Annotated in this window: 17 protein-coding genes and 1 pseudogene; 8 read left to right on the forward strand and 10 right to left on the reverse strand. The window is 73.3% G+C overall.

What is annotated here, in order from left to right; all coding sequences use genetic code 11:
- Window positions 1–61: 61 nt before the first annotated feature.
- The 5 genes and pseudogenes from QF032_RS02665 to QF032_RS02685 all read right to left on the reverse strand — a co-directional run.
- Window positions 62–320: pseudogene (locus QF032_RS02665) on the reverse strand (maleylpyruvate isomerase N-terminal domain-containing protein); the annotation flags it as partial.
- Window positions 321–472: 152 nt separating this feature from the next.
- Window positions 473–952 (reverse strand): hypothetical protein, encoded by a 480-nt coding sequence (locus tag QF032_RS02670; protein ID WP_373430279.1) that lies wholly within the window; start codon window positions 950–952, stop codon window positions 473–475.
- Between the two features lie 95 nt (window positions 953–1,047).
- Window positions 1,048–2,598 carry an MFS transporter gene (locus QF032_RS02675; protein ID WP_373430280.1) on the reverse strand — a complete coding sequence of 517 codons (1,551 nt, stop codon included), beginning with the start codon at window positions 2,596–2,598 and terminating at the stop codon, window positions 1,048–1,050.
- A 321-nt stretch (window positions 2,599–2,919) separates the two neighbouring features.
- Entirely contained in the window at window positions 2,920–3,891 is a 972-nt protein-coding gene (locus QF032_RS02680; protein WP_444875778.1) for a helix-turn-helix domain-containing protein, read from the reverse strand.
- A gap of 49 nt (window positions 3,892–3,940) precedes the next feature.
- A complete protein-coding gene (locus tag QF032_RS02685; protein ID WP_307039630.1) occupies window positions 3,941–4,585 on the reverse strand; it encodes a hypothetical protein in 645 nt (214 codons plus the stop codon).
- Window positions 4,586–4,925: 340 nt separating this feature from the next.
- Between QF032_RS02685 and QF032_RS02690 the strand changes: the two genes are divergently transcribed.
- Window positions 4,926–6,251 carry an alpha/beta fold hydrolase gene (locus tag QF032_RS02690; RefSeq protein ID WP_307054713.1) on the forward strand — a complete coding sequence of 442 codons (1,326 nt, stop codon included), beginning with the start codon at window positions 4,926–4,928 and terminating at the stop codon, window positions 6,249–6,251.
- A gap of 114 nt (window positions 6,252–6,365) precedes the next feature.
- On the forward strand, window positions 6,366–6,890 hold the full coding sequence (locus QF032_RS02695) for a molybdenum cofactor biosysynthesis protein (protein WP_307054715.1): 525 nt from the start codon (window positions 6,366–6,368) through the stop codon (window positions 6,888–6,890).
- A gap of 112 nt (window positions 6,891–7,002) precedes the next feature.
- On the opposite strand, the gene QF032_RS02700 is transcribed toward QF032_RS02695, so the two are convergent.
- From QF032_RS02700 to QF032_RS02710, 3 genes are all read right to left on the reverse strand, one after another.
- The gene (locus QF032_RS02700) at window positions 7,003–7,785 is read right to left on the reverse strand and encodes a chitosanase (protein WP_307060136.1); all 783 of its coding nucleotides are present in this window, start codon (window positions 7,783–7,785) and stop codon (window positions 7,003–7,005) included.
- A 238-nt stretch (window positions 7,786–8,023) separates the two neighbouring features.
- Window positions 8,024–8,359 carry a hypothetical protein gene (locus QF032_RS02705; RefSeq protein ID WP_307039636.1) on the reverse strand — a complete coding sequence of 112 codons (336 nt, stop codon included), beginning with the start codon at window positions 8,357–8,359 and terminating at the stop codon, window positions 8,024–8,026.
- A 133-nt stretch (window positions 8,360–8,492) separates the two neighbouring features.
- On the reverse strand, window positions 8,493–8,765 hold the full coding sequence (locus QF032_RS02710) for a hypothetical protein (protein ID WP_306955206.1): 273 nt from the start codon (window positions 8,763–8,765) through the stop codon (window positions 8,493–8,495).
- Between the two features lie 418 nt (window positions 8,766–9,183).
- Between QF032_RS02710 and QF032_RS02715 the strand changes: the two genes are divergently transcribed.
- Both QF032_RS02715 and QF032_RS02720 read left to right on the forward strand, forming a co-directional pair.
- Entirely contained in the window at window positions 9,184–10,098 is a 915-nt protein-coding gene (locus QF032_RS02715) for a peptidoglycan-binding protein (protein WP_307054717.1), read from the forward strand.
- Window positions 10,091–10,975: a helix-turn-helix domain-containing protein gene (locus QF032_RS02720; RefSeq protein ID WP_307054718.1), complete on the forward strand. Its 885-nt coding sequence runs from the start codon at window positions 10,091–10,093 to the stop codon at window positions 10,973–10,975. The genes QF032_RS02715 and QF032_RS02720 overlap by 8 nt, the downstream gene beginning before the upstream one ends.
- A 120-nt stretch (window positions 10,976–11,095) precedes the next feature.
- Here QF032_RS02720 and QF032_RS02725 read toward each other — a convergent pair whose 3' ends face one another.
- On the reverse strand, window positions 11,096–13,366 hold the full coding sequence (locus QF032_RS02725) for a M4 family metallopeptidase (RefSeq protein WP_307054720.1): 2,271 nt from the start codon (window positions 13,364–13,366) through the stop codon (window positions 11,096–11,098).
- Between the two features lie 446 nt (window positions 13,367–13,812).
- Between QF032_RS02725 and QF032_RS02730 the strand changes: the two genes are divergently transcribed.
- Together QF032_RS02730 and QF032_RS02735 are read left to right on the forward strand one after the other, a co-directional pair.
- On the forward strand, window positions 13,813–15,846 hold the full coding sequence (locus tag QF032_RS02730) for a CASTOR/POLLUX-related putative ion channel (RefSeq protein ID WP_373430458.1): 2,034 nt from the start codon (window positions 13,813–13,815) through the stop codon (window positions 15,844–15,846).
- A 253-nt stretch (window positions 15,847–16,099) separates the two neighbouring features.
- Complete coding sequence (locus QF032_RS02735; RefSeq protein WP_307039644.1) at window positions 16,100–16,567, forward strand: hypothetical protein; 468 nt, start codon at window positions 16,100–16,102, stop codon at window positions 16,565–16,567.
- A 54-nt stretch (window positions 16,568–16,621) separates the two neighbouring features.
- On the opposite strand, the gene QF032_RS02740 is transcribed toward QF032_RS02735, so the two are convergent.
- A complete protein-coding gene (locus QF032_RS02740; RefSeq protein ID WP_307039646.1) occupies window positions 16,622–17,074 on the reverse strand; it encodes a flavodoxin family protein in 453 nt (150 codons plus the stop codon).
- A gap of 195 nt (window positions 17,075–17,269) precedes the next feature.
- Here QF032_RS02740 and QF032_RS02745 point away from each other — a divergent pair, with 195 nt between their 5' ends.
- Both QF032_RS02745 and QF032_RS02750 read left to right on the forward strand, forming a co-directional pair.
- Window positions 17,270–17,851: a hypothetical protein gene (locus tag QF032_RS02745; RefSeq protein ID WP_307054725.1), complete on the forward strand. Its 582-nt coding sequence runs from the start codon at window positions 17,270–17,272 to the stop codon at window positions 17,849–17,851.
- Window positions 17,852–18,010: 159 nt separating this feature from the next.
- Complete coding sequence (locus QF032_RS02750) at window positions 18,011–19,138, forward strand: LacI family DNA-binding transcriptional regulator (RefSeq protein ID WP_307060137.1); 1,128 nt, start codon at window positions 18,011–18,013, stop codon at window positions 19,136–19,138.
- Window positions 19,139–19,201 lie beyond the last annotated feature (63 nt).

Here is a 19,201-nt window from a genome sequence, read left to right on the forward strand (position 1 = left end):
CAAGGGGGTAACCGCGTCCACCGGATTCATGCCCCCGCGCGGCGCGTTCGCCGCCTCGTTCTCCCGGCACGAACGGGATCCTCGCGGCAAGGTCTCCGAGAGCGGCCCGCTCCGCGTCCGACGGGTCGCGCCTTCCCGTCCCGACCAGAAGCGCGTCCGCGTCGGAGGACGCCGCCGGGAACCGGCCCCCGCGATCCGCTCCAGGGCGGCGCGGGCGGCCGCGAACGTCCGGGCGGGCGATCCGGCGACCGAGGGCAGGGTGGGGTCAGGTCGAGATGGTGCAGCGTCCATTCCATGACGTACGCCGACAGGTGGTCGCCCACGGGCCCACGTCGTCGTGGGCTCCTGCGGTTCGGGAGTGCGGCGGCTCGGCGTCACGGTGAGAGGGGCCCAGGGACGGCCCCGGCCCCCGGCGCGTGGGCGCCGGGGGCCGACCTGGCACGACCCTGTTCGCAGCCTCGGCTGCGGGAGGTCAGATCCGGCCGCCGGTGAGCCGGGTGAGGGGGCCGTGCGCGTGGCGGGCCGAACGGCGTCCGACGGCGTACGAGGCGGCGGTCAGCGCCGACAGCCCCGCGCCCACGCCGGCCGCGATCATCTTGCGGTGCGCGACGACCGTCCAGGCCGTCTTCGCGGTCGCGGCCACCTGGCCCGAGGTCGTGACGATCGCCTGACGGCTCGCCTCGACGCCCCGCGCGGCGCTGTGGGCCGCGCTCTGCACGGCGCCGGTCGTCGCCTCGGCCGTGCGCTGGACCCCGGTCTTCGCGGCTGCGGCGGCGTCGTCCGTCTTCGTCGCGGCGTCGCGCGCGGCGCGTGCGGCCGGAGCCGTCGCCTTGGCGGTGGTGTGGCGGGCCTTGGCCGCGGTCGCCCGCTTCGCCGCAGCCCCGTCGTCCGCGTCCGCCTTCGTAGGGTTCGTGTGGGTGCTCGTCTTCTTGTTCGGTTCACTCATGGACATCGCGTTGCCCCTCACTCCGGCGGCAAACCCGTCCGCTCACGCTTCGTCAAGCCCCGCGGATCGCGCGCGGGCGGGTGCCGCCGGGCGTGGAAGGCTCAGACTCCGCCCGGGACCGTGCCGCCCTTGAGGCGTTCCAGGTCCGAGGGACGGACCTGGATGACCAGCACCGCGATCAGAGCGGCGAGGACCGTGAAGATCGCCGCCATGACGAAGGCCGCCGAGACCCCTGCGGTGAGCACCTCGTCCCCCCAGGGGTCGGGGAGCACCCCGGTCTGCCGGAAACGCAGGCGTTCGGCGGGGGTCGCCTGGGCCAGGAAGTCGGAGACCTGCTGGTCCGCCTCGTTCCGGCTGGCCGTGCCGTACATGGTGACGAGGATGGACAGGCCGAGCGAACCGCCCACCTGCTGGGTCGCGTTGAGCAGGCCGGAGGCCGCCCCGGTCTCCTGCGGGGTGACGTTGGAGAGCGCCATGAGGGTGAGGGAGACGAACTCCATGCCCATGCCGAGGCTGAAGACGAGCATCGGGCCGAGGACGCTGCCCGCGTACGTGGAGTGCACGTCCGTCAGGGTCAGCCAGGACAGACCGGCCGCCGCGAGGATCGCGCCCACCACCATGAACGGTTTGGGACCGTACTTCGGCAGGAACCGTGAGGCGAGTCCGGCGCCGACCGCGATGACCGCGCTCACCGGCAGGAAGGCGAAGCCGGCCGCGAGCGGGCTGAAGCCGAGCACGTTCTGCACGAAGAGCGTGAGGAAGAAGAACATGCCGAAGATCGCGGCGGCGAGGCACAGCATGATGCCGTACGTGCCCGCCCGGTTACGGTCGGCGAACATGTGCAGTGGCGTGATGGGCTGCCGCGAACGCCGCTCGATCAGGACGAACACGGCGAGGACGACGACGGCCGCGGCGAACGAGATCAGCGTGACGGTGTCCCGCCACCCCTCCTGGGCGGCCCTGATGAACCCGTACACCAGCAGGACCATGCCCACGGTGGACGTCAGCGCCCCGGTGAGGTCGAAGCGGCCGGGATGGCGCTCGGACTCCTTGATGTATCGGGGTGTGGCCAGCGCGATGAGCAGTCCGATGGGGACGTTGACGAAGAGCACCCACCGCCAGTTGAGCCACTCGACGAGCATCCCGCCGGCGAGCAGTCCGATCGCGCCGCCGCCCGCCGAGACCGCGGCAAAGACGCCGAACGCCCGGTTGCGTTCAGGACCTTCGCGGAACGTCGTGCTGACGAGGCTGAGCGCGGTCGGGGACGCGATGGCCCCGCCGACGCCCTGCAGGGCGCGCGCGGCGAGGAGTTGGGGTTCGTTCTGGGCCAGTCCGCCCAGCAGCGAGGCGAGGACGAAGAGCAGCACGCCGAAGACGAACACGCGTCGCCGGCCGAGGATGTCGCCGGTGCGCCCGCCGAGCAGCAGCAGTCCGCCGAAGGTGAGGGTGTAGGCGTTGACCACCCAGGCCAGGCTCGTCGTGGAGAAGTCCAGGGAGCGCTGGATGTCCGGCAGCGCGATGTTCACGATGGTGATGTCGAGGACCACCATCAGCTGACACGAGGCGATGACCAGCAGCGCCATGGCGTTGCCGCCGCCGTCCTTGCGGGCGGCGGTCCGGGCTGCTGAGGTCGGTTGGGGAACGCTGCTCATGACGCCTCGTCCGCTCGGGAAGCGGGCCCTGAGGAAGAGGTCGGCGGACGGAACGCGTCCACCGCCGGGTCCACCGTTTGACCGTACGCCCGTGGCAGAACCCTCACCACTCGGGCCGTGCCAGGACTCCCCTGTTGTCCTGGCACGGCTTCCGCAGGTCGCGGGTGGTACCGCGTACGACCAGGATGCGGGAGGGACACCCGGTGTGTCGTTGGCGGAGCGTCCACATCCGTTTGTCACAGCGTCCACGGCAGCCGCCGGGCCCGGAGCGGGCCGGGCGGCCGGGAGGAAGGGGAGGACCGGGCGGCCGGGAGGGCCGGGTCAGGCCTCGGTGAGCGCCTGTTCGCGCAGTTCGCTGGGCGGGACGCCGTACGCGCCGCGGAACGCCCGGGTGAACTCGGCGGGGCGGGGGAAGCCCCAGCGGGCGGCGACGGCGCGGATGGGCAGGGAGCGCAGCCGGGGGTCGACGAGGTCACGACGGGCGTGCTCGAGGCGACGGTCGCGGATGTAGGCGGCGACGGTGAGGCCTTCGGCCTGGAAGAGGCGGTAGAGGTAACTGCGGGAGATGTGGTGCGCCGCGGCGATGCCGGCGGGCGTCAGGTCCGGGTCGCCCAGGCGCCGGCCGATGAACGTCTTGATCTGGAGGGCGAGGGTGCGGCCGTGGCTTTCCGGCGGGAGCCTGAGGTCGGCGTCCGCGGCGTGCGCGAAGACGGCGGTGACCAGGTCGGCGGCGACCGTGCCCAACCGGGGCGCGTCCGAGGGCTGGTAGGCGGAGGTGTCCGACACCAGGTGCAGGAGGAACTGCGCGAGCAGCGCGCCGATGCCTTCGCGGCCCGATATGTGGCGTCCGATGACCTGGTCGGCGCGGTGCCCGGGCACGGCCACCAGTGACCGCGGGACCTCGAGGCCGACCATGGTGACCGGCTCGGGTCCGGTGTGGATGTCGTAGCTCCGGGAGGAGGAGTTGGTGTGGAACTCGTTGACGCGGTAGGCCGCCTGGCGCCGCCCCCAGTCGGCGGCGCCCTCGCCCTTCAGCAGGAGGGAGAGGTGATAGACCTCGGGATCGGACTGGCGGACGAGTTTCGCCGTGCGGCGGAAGACCAGGTGGTCGAAGGTGGCCGGCCACACGGTCACGTCGCCCAGCGGGATGACGCGTTGGCGGCCCCGGTAGTCCGCGGTGTGGTCGCTGGTGAGCTGCATGGGCGCGTGGGTACGGCCCATGCGCTCCGCCCACGCCTCGAACCGGGCGTCCACCGGCAGATCGGTGGTGCGGAAGACCGACTCGTGCAACACGGGCATAGTCAACCACATTGCCCCTGGGGGCCTTTCGGCGGCGCTCGGGTCACTTCAGGTGGGCCGTGTCGACGGTGACGGAGTCGTTGTCGTGGGCGGTGACGGAGATGTAGCCGGGGTCGCCGTTGCGGTCGAGGTAGCACGCCACGTAGGCGACGCCGACCACGGTCCGGCGCACGGGGTGCTCGGCGACGGCCTTGCGGCATCCCTGCGCGGTGGGCGGCTCGGACGTTTGCCACTCGGCCAGCTTGCCGGCGGTGGACAGCAGGTATCCGCCCTGCGCGTAGACGGCGTCCGTGCCGGCGTCGGCCACCGCGGGCGGGGAGTGCGTGAAGTCGTAACCCGTGGGCGCCGTCTGGCCGTCCGCGGCCTTCATGACGAAGCCGCGGACCACCGCGGTCGACGGCGAGGGCGTCGAGTCGGGCAGGGCGGCGACCGCCGCGCCGCCTCCCCCGACGACCGCCACGGCCGTGAGGCCGGCGATCACGGGATGGGCGAAGGCCAGGCTGAGCAGCGGCCCGACGACCGGGATCGAGAACTTCATCTGCGTGTTCTTCTGCGTGATCCTGGCGTTGTCGCCCGCGGTCACCGTCTGTGTCGGGGAGTGGTGGGTGCCGGGCGGGGGCGGCACGTCGGCGTCGTCCTGGGGGGCGGGGCCGCCGGGTCGCGCGCCGCGCATACGGTCGGTGTTCATGGCTCGGGAGGCTAGCGACGCCGCGTCCCGCGCTCTGGTTTTGTCAGAGATTGTCGCCAACAGGCCACTTGTGTACGTCCTGGGTGATGAGCGTGACCGGCGCGACAAAGAGTTCGGACATGTTACCGCGCAGTCATATTACCGAACCGTAACCTACCGACCGCTACCCGAGGTAACCAGGCTCTCGCTACGGTCCTGACAGTTCGTCTAAGAGCGGTACGGGGCAGCGGAGGCGACCGCGGCTCCGGGCCGCTCGGTCGTCACGGCCCGCACCCCACCGGGCCGTCCCCCGTCCGAGCCGCAGACGAAGGCTCGGCCTCCCTCTCCCCGGAGGTCCGCCATGCCCGCCCCCACCCGACTGCTGGCCGCGGCCGTCACCGCCGCCGCCTGCCTCGGCGTCACCGCAGTACCGGCCGACGCCGCGTCCGAGCCCGAGGCCGTGGTCTCCCGCGGCGTCACGATCCCCGCTTTCTACACCCCGCCCGCCGCGCTTCCCGCGGCCGACGGCACCCTGATCCGCTCCGAACCGCTCCCCCTGGCGCTGAGCCTGCCGGGGATCGACGGACCGCTGCCGGGAACCGCGACCCGCCTCATGTACAAGTCCACCGACTCCGCCGGCCGGCCCACGGCGGTCACCGGCGCCTACATCGAGCCGTCCGCCCGCTGGAAGGGCGAGGGACCACGACCGCTGGTCGCGGTGGCCCCGGGCACCATGGGCCAGGGCGACCAGTGTGCGGCGTCGCTCGGACTCGAACGCCCGCTCCTGGTCAACGGGCAGACGCTGTCCGTCGGTTACGAGAACCTGGCGATCTACCGCCTGCTCGCCCGGGGCATCGCCGTCGTCGTCACCGACTACGCCGGCCTCGGCGCCACGGACCGGCTGCACACCTATGTCAACCGGGTCGACGCGGCGCACGCCGTGCTCGACGCCGTCCGCGCCGCCCGCGCGCTCCCCGGCGCCTCGCCGACGGCCGGCTCCCGGGTCGCGCTGTACGGCTACAGCCAGGGCGGCGGGGCCACGGCCGCCGCCGCCGAACTCCAGCCCTCCTACGCGCCGGACGTCACCCTCGCCGGGACCTACAGCGGCGCGCCGCCCGCCGATCTGACCGCCGTCACCAAGGCCATCGACGGCAGTGACCTGGCCGGCGCGCTGGGCTGGTCGGTCAACGGCTTCCTGCAGTCCGACCCCGAGCTCGAGCCGATCGCCCGGGCGCACCTGAACGACGCGGGCCGGGCCGCGCTCAAGGACCTGTCGACGATGTGCGTCGGCGACGCCCTCCTCGCCTACAACTCGGCGCGCAGCAACGCCTGGACCATCGACGGGCGTTCCCTCAGCGCCGTCGTCGCGTCGGAGCCGAAGCTCAGGGCGTTCCTCGCCGACCAGCGCATCGGCGCCCGCACACCGGCGTCCCCGGTGCGGGTGGCGACCGGCACCGCCGACAACCTGGTGCCGCACGCGCAGGCCCGCGCCCTCGCCGTCGCCTGGTGCGCCAAGGGCACCTCCGTCACCTACAAGCCGGTGATCCTGCCCGGTCTCGGCCGGGCGCTGATCAACCACTTCACGCCGTTGCTCGTCGACCAGGGCGAGGCGATCTCCTGGCTGACGGACCGGCTCGACGGCAAGCCCGCCACGTCCGACTGCGCCACGCTGCCGCTGCGCCCCTGACCCCGCCCGGCACGGCCGCGACCGGTGCGCATCCACACGGACGCCCCGGCCGTCGCCGTTCCCACCGCGTCCGCCCGCCGCGGCCGTCGGCACCGCCGGGCCTAGGCTGGGCCCATGAAGGAGGTCGAGGTGGTGCGGGTCGAGGTGGTGGAGCTGCTGGTGTCCGCGTCGCACCGGCTGGCGGGGCGTCCCGCCGACGGGCCTTCGGAGGGCCCGGACGACGAGCGGGTGCGGCAGGTCGAGGTGCGCCGCGGTCTGGGACTGGTCGGCGACCGCTATTTCGGCCGTCCCGCCCACAAGGAGGCGTCGGTGACCGTCATGTCCGCCGAGAACCTGCCCCGGCACATCGACCCGGCCGTCGGCCTGCGGCACACCCGCCGGAACATCCTGCTGCGCGGCGTCGACGTCGACGCGTACGTCGGTTCGACGATCGTGCTGGACGGAGTGAGCGGCCCCGTCGCCTTCGCCGTGAACCGTCCGGCACGGCCCTGCGCGTGGATGGACGTCACCGTGGGGCCCGGCGCGCAGCGTGCGTTGCGCGGCAAGGGCGGCGTGCGCTGCACACCGCTCACCGACGGGGTCCTGGCCCTCGGGCGCACGCGGTTCCGCGTGGTGGACGGGTGGCCGTCGCCGGCCTGAGGAGCGTCCGGGCGGCGACCGGCGGGCGCGCGGGCCCGCACACCCGGCGTCACGGCTGGGGACCGCCCGGCGCCCCAGCCGTGACGCGGCCGCCGTCGGCGTCACCGGCGGGTCACGCCTGACGCGGTCCGGGTCGGCCGAGGTGGTAGCTGTCGCCGTACACCTTCCAGTCCAGGGGCGGCTCGAGGTCGAGGTTGCCCTTGCGGAGGAAGACGCGCTGAGCGGTGTCGACGCGACTGGTGTCGCTGTGCGCCTCCTCCTGCTTCATCGCCCACACGCGGGCGTCCAGGAAGGCGTCGAGGTACGTCGTCTCGTCGCCGCCCTGGGCCGGCGGCTTTGCCTTGTTCAGCGCACGCCTGCGGATGCTGCGGAAGCTGGTGGAGTCGCCGCCGTCGCCGTGCATGACGATGGCGTCGTAGTAGGCGAACTGGCCGAGGGCGCGCAGGCCGTCCGTCTTGCCCTGGCGGACGGCCGGGTCGAAGTAGACCCGGTCGCGTTCGTCGTTCTGGGCCTGTTGGAACACGGCGTCCTGGGCGGCCTTGCGCCAGTCCTTCGGATAGTTCGGGTCGAGCCCGGCGTGCGAGTCGCTGCCGTCCACGGCGCGCAGGGCCGGCAGGTACTTCGCGAGGACGTTGCCGGGCCTGCGGTCGGCGTAGAGCTCCACGAGGTCGAGCATGTCGCCGGTGCCGGAGCAGAACCCGATGATGCCGGCGGTGTAGCCGCGGCCGTCGCCGATGTCCTCGATGTACCTGTACTGGGCCTTCCAGTCGAGCGAGGAGTTCTCCGCGCTCGACACCAGCTTCATGGCGATCTCCTTCTTCGCGGGGTCGTCGAGGCCTCGGGCCGCGGGGGCGGCGGCCGCGCCTCGGACGTCGAGGAGGGGGGCGGCCGCCATCGCTCCGGCGAGGGCGAGGAAGAAACGGCGGGAGGTGGGGGCCGGGTTGTCGAGAGGCCGCGATACGTGCACCACAGTGGCTCCAGGTGAGGAGTGGGGGGTGGGGTGACTCGGCGTGAAACTGACAGGAAAGTTTCCTATCAAGCACAGGCCGCAGAGGTAACCCCATCGAAGCCATGTTCGTACGATCGAACGAAAACCCGTCAGCGGACCGCGGACGGGCGTTCCGGAACCGGACTCAGAACCACCACTGGACGAAGAGGGAGCTCAGGAAGCCCGTGAGGCCGATATGGAAGATGACCATGCAGATCCACTGCGACACCCGCATCCGCCAGGCGGTCGACTTGAGGATCTCCCACTCGCTGACGGCGTAGGCGGCCAGGCCGAGCGCCAGGACCTCCCACACCACGAGCCACCAACCCGACGGAGTCTCCCCGGTCGTCGCGGCCATCGCGGTCGGAACACGGGCGACGCGCCCCAGGACGACGAGGGCGATGAGGAGCTTGTGCCAGCCGTGACGGACAGCCGGCGATGCGGCGGTGACGTGAGGGGCGGAAGTGGAACCTGTGGACATTCGCACATTTGATCACCCTCCCGCGTCGGAAGCCATCGTTCCTTTTGTTGACCGTTGTGCGCGCAGCGACGGACCGCACACCTCGCCTGTCCGAGCGGCGACGGACCGACCGCCGGCCCGGTCGGCACCGCGCTCAGTCGGCCGCCGGGGCGTCGCCCCGCCAGTCGAAACGGCGGCCGTCGGCGCCACGTCGCCCGTACAGAGCGCGGCCGCCGGGCCCGTAGCGCCCGATCTCCGTGGTCAGCGCCACCTCGCGCAGGTCATGCTCGGGCCGGTCCGTGACGTCCAGCAGCAGCCCGTCCAGCGGGCCGCCCACCAGTTGCGCGTAGGCGCGGCCCGGGCGGGGGCCCGCGTCGTCGTGGTCGGCGCCGTACACCCGGCCCCGCAAGAACTCAGCCTCGTCCATGACCGACAGCCTGGCATCCACCACTGACAACGCCCCGCCGGACGGACGGGCCGAAGCGAGGTGCGGGCCTCGTGCGTGGGCCGCACCTGCCTCGTCGACGGCCCCGTCTTCCGCTGTGGGCTCGCGGCACGCCGCCGGCCCATGTCGCGGGCTGCATCGTCCCGCCACGCCGCAGCCGAGGCCCCTTCACGCGGACCCAGCACTCTCAACAGCACACGTTCCACCGCCTGTTGGGACGTTGCGGGCAGACCGGGACGCCGAGCCGCCCGGAAGCCGCACGGGGCGAGGGAGGCGTCCGCGACGTGAAGGAGCCGTGGATGTGAAAGGGGCAACCGGTGCGGAGGGTCCGGTCGTCTCTCCCTACGCTGGGGCCACTCCGGAACCCGCACAGGACGGCGTACGCGAAAAGGGGTGGGGTATGTCCCGATGGAAGGCGCTGCCCGAGGCGCTGGACCCGCAGGTCCGGCGACTCGTCGTGCAGTTACGCCAGGTGAAGGACCACAGCGGGCTGAGCCTGGCCGCGCTGGCGAGCAGGACGTCGTACAGCAGGTCGTCCTGGGAGCGCTATCTGAACGGCAAGGCGACCCCGCCCCGGCACGCCGTCGAGATGATGGCCCAGGTCTGCGGCGGAGACCTGATCGGTCTGACGGCACTGTGGGAGGTGGCCGCGTCCGCCCCGACCGCGGAACCCCCGCCCCCGGGTCCGCACCACAGCGTCGACGCGTCGGAGGAATCGCGACCGGCGCCCGAGCCGGTCCCGGGACGAGGACGGGAACGGGTACGGGAACCACGAGACGGCCTGGAAGAGGAGTCGGAGAAGCGGTCGGCCGCCGGGCCGCGCGCTCCGCGGCCGGTATCGGCGGAAACGGCGTCCGCGCTCCGGCCGTCGCGTCCCCGCCGTGGTCCGAGCGGGCGCAGCCCGATGGTCGCGGCCGTCGTCGTCGTGGCAGTGGCGGCCCTGTCCGCCGCGTGGTCCTGGACGTCGTCCGCACAGCCGGATTCCGGGGAGTCGAAGGCCGCGATCACGCACGTGCCGACCTCCTCGTACTCCGCCAAGACCTTCCCCTGTCACTTCACGGTGCTCGACGGCCGCCTCTACGCCGGTCACAGCACCACGCTCACCGACCAGTACGGCGTCGGCGCCACGGTCGAGGCGGTCGCCGAGGTGCAGTGCCTGGTCCAGCGGCACGGCTTCGACCCGAAGGGGATCGACGGGTCGTTCGGGCCCAACACCAAGGCGGCGGTACAGGGGTTCCAGCGGTCCCGCGGACTCGACGCCGACGGGATCGTGGGGCCCATGACCTGGCGCGAGCTCAGGAAGCCGGGTGGCTGAGGGCGGCGGGCCCCGTCCGGACGGCTCGTCAGGAGCGGCCGCGCCCGAGGTCCGCCACCTCGTGGAGCGGCTGCGGGAAGCCAGGGAGAGCACCGGGCTGAGCTTTGCCGCACTCGCGGCGAGGACGGCCTACAGCAAGTCGTCCTGGGAGCGCTATCTCAACGGCAGGACCCTGCCGCCCCGGGACGCGGTGGAGGCGCTGGCGAAGCTGAGCGGTGCGGATCCGGCGCGGCTGCTGGCACTGTGGCTGCTCGCCGACCGCGCCTGGAGCGGACGCGACGCACGCGGCGCCGGCGGCGCACCCGATACACGCGGCGCCGGAACCCCGGCCGGCGGGGCGGCGGACACGTCGGGCACGGCGCTGGAGGAGGCGGGGCCTCGCCGTCCCGACGGGCTGATCGAGCCGGTCCTGCGCAGGAGGGCCGCCGTGCTCGCCGCGGCGGCGGCCGCGCTGGCCGGCACGCTGGGCGTGGGGGCGTGGGCGGCCTGGACGTACGGCGTCGGACACAGGAGCGAGGCGACGGCGCCCCGCACCGGGCCGTGCAGCGGCGAGGCCTGTACGAACCGTGACCCCGAACAGCAGGACACCGACTGCTGGACGGACGCGGGAACCCGGGCGCAGCGGGAGGTCGCCGGGCGGACGGTCGAGTTGCGCGTCAGTCCGGCCTGCCGGGCGGCCTGGGGCCGCATCGTGCGGCCGCGCGACGGAGACCGGATCGGGGTGGTCACCGCCGACGGGCGGCGCCAGTCGCGGCAGATCGCCGTGCCGGGCCGCTACCAGTACACCCTGATGACCGGCATCGACCGGGCGTCCGAGGCGCGGGTCTGTTTCGAACTCGTCGACGGCCCTTCGGGCTGTAGCCCCTGGGGACGCTGAGGGACCCGGCGAGCCTTTTCAACGGCGACGCGTCCGGTGTCGCGGCGAGTGCGGATGAGGGTGGCAACCACCGCCGCCCGGGTCTCGGAAGACCCGGGCGGCGGCGTGGGGCGGTCTGCGTCAGGGGGTGAGCTGCCAGCGCTGGACGTATCCGACGTCGATCGACGCACGGTCCTGGACGCGCAGCTTCCAGGTTCCGTTCAGGGGCTGGGCGGAGGCGTCGACGGTGAAGGTCTGGTCGACGTTGTCGGCGGAGCCGCCGCTGCGGTTCAGGAGGGAGTACACGGTGCCGTCGGGACCGACGAGGTCGACCGTCAGGTCACCGCGGTACGTGTGGACGATGTTGACGTAGACCGAGGTGGTGGCGGAGGCATTGCCGTCGCGGCCCGTGATGGTGACCGGGGACTCCACGGCGGCGCCGTTGTCGGGGATGTCCACCCGGCCGGCGTTGGCGTAGATGTACGCGATCCGCCAGGTGAAGTCGTCCGAGACTGAGGCGCCCGTGCTGTCCGTGACCTTGACGGTGACGTCGCTGCTGCCGAGTGCGGTCGGCGTCCCGGTGATGAGGCCGCCCGGGCTGATGCTCAGACCGTCGGGCAGTCCGGTCGCCTCGTAGGTGAGACCCGCGCCCGAGTTGGTGGTGTAGGCGTCCACCTGGAGGCTGACCGCCTGGCCGACGCCGCTGGTCTGGTCGGCGATCGGGGCGACGTTGACGCCGAGGGCTATCCGGCTGCCGACGTTGACGGCGGCCCAGGAGTCGGCCACGGCGAGGTAGGTCGGGCTGTAGGCGCCGAAGAGGTCGCTCGCGGCCTGGAGGGTGGCGGTGCGGGCGCCGGCGTAGTCGGTCGACGAGGTCATGTACGTCGTCAGCGCCCGGTACCAGACGGCGGCGGCGTTCTCGATGCCGATGCCGGCGACCGGCCGCCCGTCATAGGTCGGGCTGTCGTAGTCGACGCCGTTGACCGTCTTCGCGCCGCTGCCCTCGGAGAGAAGGTAGAAGAAGTGGTTCGCGGGGCCCGAGGAGTAGTGGACGTCGAGGCCGCCGAGGGTGGAGCTCCAACTGTCGCGGGAGGAACCGTCCTTGGAGGGTTTGTCCATGTAACGCAGCGGGGTGCCGTCGCCGTTGATGTCGATCTTCTCGCCGACGAAGTAGTCGCCGGGGTCGGCGGCGAGGCCGGCGTGGAACTCGACGGCCGCGGCGAAGATGTCGGAGGTCGCCTCGTTGAGGCCGCCGGACTCACCCGCGTAGGTGAGGTTGGCGGTGGCGGAGGTGACGCCGTGGCTCATCTCGTGGGCGGCCACGTCGAGGGCGGTCAGCGGGTGGGTGTTGCCCGACCCGTCGCCGTACGTCATGCAGAAGCAGCTGTCCGACCAGAACGCGTTGACGTAGTTGCTGCCGTAGTGGGCCCGGCTGTAGGCGGCGACGCCGTCGTTGCGGATGCCGTTGCGGCCGAACACGTCCTTGTAGTAGTCCCAGGTGGCGGCGGCGCCGAAGGCCACGTCGACGCCGGCGGTCTGCCGGTTGGACGGCAGACCGTTGCCCCAGACATCGTTGTCGTCCGTGAAGAGCGTTCCGGTGCCGGACGTGCCCTGGTTCAGGTCGTACGTCCGGTGCCCCGCGCGGTCGCCGTCGACGAGCTGGTACGTCGATCCCGACAGCGTGGTGCCGAGCGGGACCGTGCCGCTGAACTGGCCGGTGCCGGTGCCGGTGTGGACCTTCTCGGCGGCGAGGATCTGCTTGCCCGTGGTCGCGTCGGTCACGACCTGGAGTTCGCTGGGGGTGCCGTCCTGCTGCACGCCCTCGACGACCGTCTCCCAGGCGAGGGCGGGTTTCGCGGTACCGGCCCAGACGACCAGGCGGGGCGCGCGTTCGGTCCGGGAGCCCTTGACCTCGTCGTTCCTCGCGACCGCGAGGGCCTTGCCGGCGGCTTGGGAGGCGGCGAGCTTCGGGGTGAGGGTGGGCAGTGTGAGCGTCGCCCCGCTCGCCCTGGTCACGGTGGTCCGGCCGTTCCCGCGGTGGACGACCAGGTCGCCGCCGAGGACGGGAAGTCCGGCGTAGGTGCGCTCGTAGCGGGTGTGGGTGGTGCCGTCGGCGTCCCGGACGACGTCCTTGACGAGGAGTTTCTCCTGGGTTCCGAGGGCGAGCCGGCGGGCCTCGGCGGCGGCCGCGGCCTGCGCGCTCTTGATCAGCGAGGCGCGGCGGCCCGGTGAGAGCGGCGTCGCCGCGGCCCCCGCACGGGGCGTCGCGGTGACGTCGGCCGCGCCGGGGCCGGCGGGCGCCGCGACGCCGGTGCCCGTCTGGACCCCGAGGGTCAGCAGGGTGGCGGCGGCGGAGAGGGCGAGGGCGGTGGCGCGTCTGCGCCGGAGGACGGGGAGGTGTCGCCGGGGCAACGTGTTCTCCTTCAGTGCGACGGTCGGCCGGTGATGGAGGCCGAGGTGGGGCGGACCGGCGGGATGAGGCCGGCCCGGTGCGCTGCACGACTGGGGGGTGGAAGGAGGTGGGGGGTGGGTGACAGGTGCTCCGCGTGATGCGGACGTGAAGGAATGGTGAACTTCGGCAGCAGCGTGGCACTGGGTGCACAGTTTTGTCATGGGAATGCCAAGACAACGGCTTGAAATGACCATGAGCGGCTGGGGATTCGGCCTGCTCGGCGCACGTTTTCAGCCGCCGGTGGATGCGGCACGTCCCCGAAAGGATGAACGCGGGCACGGTGACGGCGTGTCGCGGCACGGCGGGCCGCACCCTGCGAGTTCAGGTGTCGACGGCGGTCGGCGGCGGGTCACAGGGGGCGGGCTTGGAAGGGCAGCGGCAGGCACGGGCATCGCTGACGGAGCGGATGCGCTATCGGTTCGACAGCACACTGGCCCGCAGCACGGGCAGACTGGTCGGGTGGCTGGCCGTCACCTGCCTCGGGATCGTCGTTCCGGCGAGCGCGGTAATGGTGTGGACCGACCCGTCCTCGCCCGCTTCGCTGACCGGCCGGCTGGCCGCGGTCGGGCGGGTCAGCGCCGAGACCCTGCGGCTGGGCGCGGTGACGGGCGCGCCGCTGCGCATGCTGCTGTCGGTGCTGCTCGGCCTCGTGGCCCTGCTGTACGTGTCGACGCTCATCGGCCTGATCACCTCCGGTCTCACCGACCGGATCGTCGAGCTGCGCAGAGGTCGCTCCACGGTGGTGGAGGCGGGTCACTCAGTCGTGCTCGGCTGGTCGGAGCAGGTGTTCACCGTGGTCGCCGAGCTGATCGCGGCGCGCGCCCACCGGCGGTGGGGCGCGGTCGTGGTGCTCGCGGACCGCGACCGCACCGAGATGGAGGAAGCGCTGACGGCTGTCCTCGGGCCCGCCCGCGCCACCCGCCTGATCTGCCGCAGCGGCTCCCCCGCGGACCCCGAGGCACTGACCACCGTCAGCCCCCGTACGGCGCACGCGGTGCTCGTCCTGCCCGGCACGTCGGCCGCCGGGGACGCCGAGAGCGTCCGGACGCTGCTGGCCCTGCGCGCCGTCCTCGGGGAGAGCCCGGGTCCGCGGGTCGTCGCCTGCGTCCGCGACGAGCGCTATCGCACGGCGGCCCGGCTCGCGGCGGGCACGGGCGGCGTCGTGCTGGAGTCCGACCGCACCGCGGCCAGGCTGATCGCCCGGTCCGCACTCCAGCCCGGCCTGGCTCCGGTGCTGCGGGAGCTTCTCGACTTCGACGGCGAGGAGTTCCACCTCGCCGCCGATCACGGACGTGCGGGGCGCCGCTTCGGCGACGTGCTGCTCGACTGTGTCACGGCCGCCGTGGTCGGGCTGGTGCGCCCCGACGGCACCACCCTGCTCAACCCGCCCCCGGACACCGTCATCGCCGCGGAGGACCGCCTCGTCGTGGTCGCGCCGGACGACGAGGCCGTGCGATGGGACGCGGAAGCCGTCCCGGGGGACGAGAGGACCGTGAGTGGGGACGCGGAAGCCGTCCCGGGGGACGTGGGGGTCGAGCGGTGGGGCGACGGCCGGCACCCCGCGGATCGGCCCGCGCCTGCCGAGGGCGGATCCGAAGCGGCCGAGCCGTCGCGGTTCCTGCTGCTCGGCTGGAACCACCGGGGGCCTCACCTCGTAGAACAGCTGCGCAGCGGCGCGCGGCCGGGCTCGGTGCTGCACGTCGTCACCGATCCGGCGGAACCGGTGCGCCCACCGCTGCCCCTGCCGGAACCCCGCAGGGACGGCGCGCCCGCCGACGGGCTCGCCGTGACCTTCGGGACCGCCGACCCGACCAGCCCCACCGCGTTGCGCGCCCTGGAACCGGGTTCCTACGACCGGGTCGTCGTGCTCGGGCCGGAGCCGGATCCCCTGAGCGGCCTCGACCGGCCGGACGACCGCACGCTGGTGGTCCTGCTGATCCTCCGCTCCCTGGCGCAGGAGTCCGGACGTGCGGTGCCGGTGGTCGCGGAGCTCGCCGACGAGCGCAACCGGCCGCTGGCCCCGCTCGGACCGGGCTGCGAGGCCGTCGTCGGCGGGCAGCTCACCGGTCTGCTGATGGCGCAGGTCTCGCAGAACGGAGAACTGGCCGCCGTGTTCGAGGAACTGTTCACCGCCGGCGGCAGCACGCTGCGGCTGCGCCCCGCGCATCGTTATGTGCCACCGGAGCGCCCGGCGTCCTTCGCCGCGGTCGTGGCGGCGGCCCGCGAGCGCGGCGAGTGCGCGATCGGCTACCGGGGCGCCGAACACGAAGGAACGCCTCCCTCCCATGGCGTCCGGCTCAATCCCCCCAAGTCGCGGACTCGGCTGTGGAGTGCGGGGGACGACGTCGTCGTGATCGTGACGGAGGGCCGCACCGGAGACACCCGGGGCGCGACGGCCGGTCCGACGGCAGTCCACGGCGCGGCGGCCGACGTCCCGTGAACCCGAACCGCCCCGTGGCCCGCCCCGTGCGGCCCGCCCCGTGCGGCTCGCCCCGTCAGCCGCCGCCGGACCGGCCCGTCCCGGCCGACCGCCCGGTCCCGCCCCGTCCCGCCCGGACGCATCGGGGTGCGCGCCCGGGCGACCGCTGACCCGTTCGAGTGGTCCTCCTCCGCATCCCGTCGTAGCGTCGGTAGCGCACCTCACCGGGGCGCGGCAGACAGCCGGGCCCCGGTTCGGGCGGGTGGGAGCCACGATGCGACACACGACGAGAACAGCGGTCATGCTCTGCGCGGCGCTGGGCCTCACGGCGGCCGTCGGGCCGGCCGCGGCGACGCCGGCCGCGTCACCGCCCGCGGCCCGCGCGGCCTCGGTCCGCCAGGCCACCGCGCCGGTCCTGGTCGACTGCTTCTGGCACGCCCGGGTGAGGCCCGGCAGCTTCGTCCTCGCGTGCGGCGACGGCAACAGCCGACTGGTCTCGTTGCACTGGCACAGCTGGGGCGCAGGCTCGGCCCGGGCCACCGGGGTCAACGTCGTCAACGACTGCGACCCGTACTGTGCGGCGGGCGCCTTCCACCGGTACGCCGTCACGGTCAAGCTGGACCGGCCGCAGCCGTGGAAGAAGAACCCCCGGGTACAGCACTACAGCCGGATCACCCTGACCTACCCGGGTGACCGGCCGGATCAGTTCGGGCGCGTCGTGACCTACCCCCTGTGGAACTGACACCGCGATCGCCCCGACGCCCTGCCGCCCGCCCTGTCGTGGTGCGGCGGCCGGTCAGGTCAAGAGGCCGGCCGCCACCGTCGCGCCCAGTTCCCAGCAGGCCGCCACCTGCGCCTTGTCCGGTTCCCCGGTGACGGTGACCGGCTCGGCCGCGAGTCGCCAGCCCAGCCCCGTGGTGACGGCCTCGATGCCGCGCACCGCACCGGTCACGTCATTGCCGCCGTGCACGTAATAGCCGAAGGGGCGGCCCTGGGTGGCGTCGAGGCACGGATAGTAGATCTGGTCGAAGAAGTGCTTGAGCGCCCCCGACATGTAGCCGAGGTTGGCCGGGGTGCCCAGCACGAAGGCGTCGGCGGCCAGGACGTCGGAGGCGGTCGCGGCGAGGGCCGCCCGCCGTTCGACGCGGACACCCTCGATCTCGGGCGCCGTCGCGCCGGCGACCACCGCTTCGAACAACACCTGGCAGTTCGGCGAGGGGGTGTGATGGACGATCAGCAAGGTGGGCACGGCACAAGACCCTGCCCGCTCCCCCGGCCCCGCCGCAAGCCGGGACGCGGCCGGACCGCCCCGCCTCGTCCGTTCCGGCCTCCCCGGGGCCAGGGCACACGTGAAGTCCCCGTACAGGGCGCGCCGGTTACGTTCGACGCCCTCCGGGCACTCTGATACGACGACTGTTCGGCTGTCGAGACGCGGGGGTGCGGGGTGCTCGCTCGGAGTGCGGCGATGATGTGCGCGGCCGGTGTGCTGGTCCTGGTCGGCTGCTCGGGCGGCGACGACGGGCGCAACGCGGAGCCGGCCCACCCGGCGTCCACCGCGACCTCCTCCCCCGCCCCTTCGTCGTCCGCCCCGCCCCCGCCCTCCCGCTCCGCGCCTACCCCGTCCGCCTCCCCGTCCCCTTCCGCGACGGCTGCCGCGTCTGCGCGCCCCTCTCCGGTGCCCGTCACCGGCCCGGACCAGAAGCTGGTGGTGATGACCGTCAGCGGCGGCTTCGCCGGGGTGAACCAGGAGGTCACGCTCCGAGGGGACGGAAGCGTCCGTACCGCCGACAAGGGCCGGTCCGCGGTGCGCCGCACGACCACGGCGCAGTTCACGCAGCTGCGCACGCTGCTCGGCGACCCCGCGCTCGACGACATTCCCGCGTTCACGAGGGACACCGGCTCCGCGGACAGGTTCCAGTACGCCCTCCAGTTCGACGGCCGCACGATCATGACGGACCGCTCCGCAGGCGAGCCCGCGCTCGACCGTCTCATCGGCGCCCTGGAGAAGTGGCTGCCGAAGAACTGACGCGCGCCGGCGCACGCGTGTGTCCCCGGCGCGCGCCTGGTGGACCTCGTCGCCGGTCAGGGCCTCGGGTCTGGCATCATCGGTTCGCATCCAAGGCCACGGGGGGACAGCATGCAGCGGGCGACGGGACGCGGCGCAGCCGCCGCGGCGCCACGGAGCGTGGACGTGGCCCGCCTCGCCGGCGTCTCCCAGAAGACGGTCTCGCGGGTCTTCAACGACGAGCAGTACGTCTCCGCGGAGGTGCGCCGACGCGTCCTCGAAGCCGCCGAAGAGCTCGGCTACCGGCGCAACAACGCCGCCCGGGCGCTGGCCTCCGGACGGACCCGGGCCATCGGCGTGGTGACGCTGGGCACCGCCCTCTACGGTCCCGCGTCCCTGCTCATGGGCGTCGAGCGAGCCGTCAGGGACAACGGTTACGCCCTCCGCGTGGTCAACACGGTGGAAGGCGATCCCGCGGGCGTCGCGGGGGCCGTCGGCTCGCTCCTCGACCAGGGCGTCGACGGCATCGTCATCTCCGAACCGATCGACGAGCGGGGCCGTGCGGACACGCGGGATCCGCAAGACACCCAGGCCACGCAGGACACTCAGGCCACGCAGAGCCGGCAGGACCGCCAGGACGCAGCGGACGAGGGGCGGCGACGGCAGGAGGCCGGCGGCAGCACCCGCCTCCGCGTCGACGTACCGGTGCTGGTGCTCAGCGCGCCGTCGCCCGTCGTCGCCCCCAGCGTGCTGACCGCGGGGCACGGCGCCGACCGGATGGCCCGGGTCGCCACCGAACACCTGCTGCGACTGGGCCATGTGACGGTCCATCACCTTGCCGGTCCGCAACGCTGGTACGCCGCGCGGGACCGGCTGGAGGGCTGGCGGACAGCGCTCATGACCCACGGCGCGAGCGTGCCGCCGGTGATCGAGGGCGACTGGTCCGCCGCGTCAGGGTACGCGGCGGGCCGTGCGCTCGCCGCGGACGGTGACGTCACCGCGGTGTTCGCCGCCAACGACGACATGGCGATCGGCCTGATCCGCGCCCTGACGGAGGCCGGTCTCCGGGTGCCGCAGGACGTCAGCGTCGTCGGCTTCGACGACATCCCCGTCGCCGCGTTCGTGACACCTCCCCTCACCACGGTGCCGCAGCCGTTCGACGCCGTGGCGCAGGAGGGCCTCAGGCGTCTCGTGCACGTCATCGAGAACCCGGAGGCCCCGCCCCTGCCGGCGAGCGACCCTCCGGCCGACCTCGTCGTCCGCGCCTCGACCGCGGCCCCGCCCGTGCGGCGGAACCGCGCCCGCTGACCGGTCCGGCCGGCCCACACCGGCCAACCGGCCCCCGGCGGCGACCGGCGAACCGCAGTCGCG

Origin of the sequence: Streptomyces achromogenes, from assembly GCF_030816715.1 — a bacterium.
In the GTDB taxonomy this organism is placed as follows: domain Bacteria; phylum Actinomycetota; class Actinomycetes; order Streptomycetales; family Streptomycetaceae; genus Streptomyces; species Streptomyces achromogenes_A.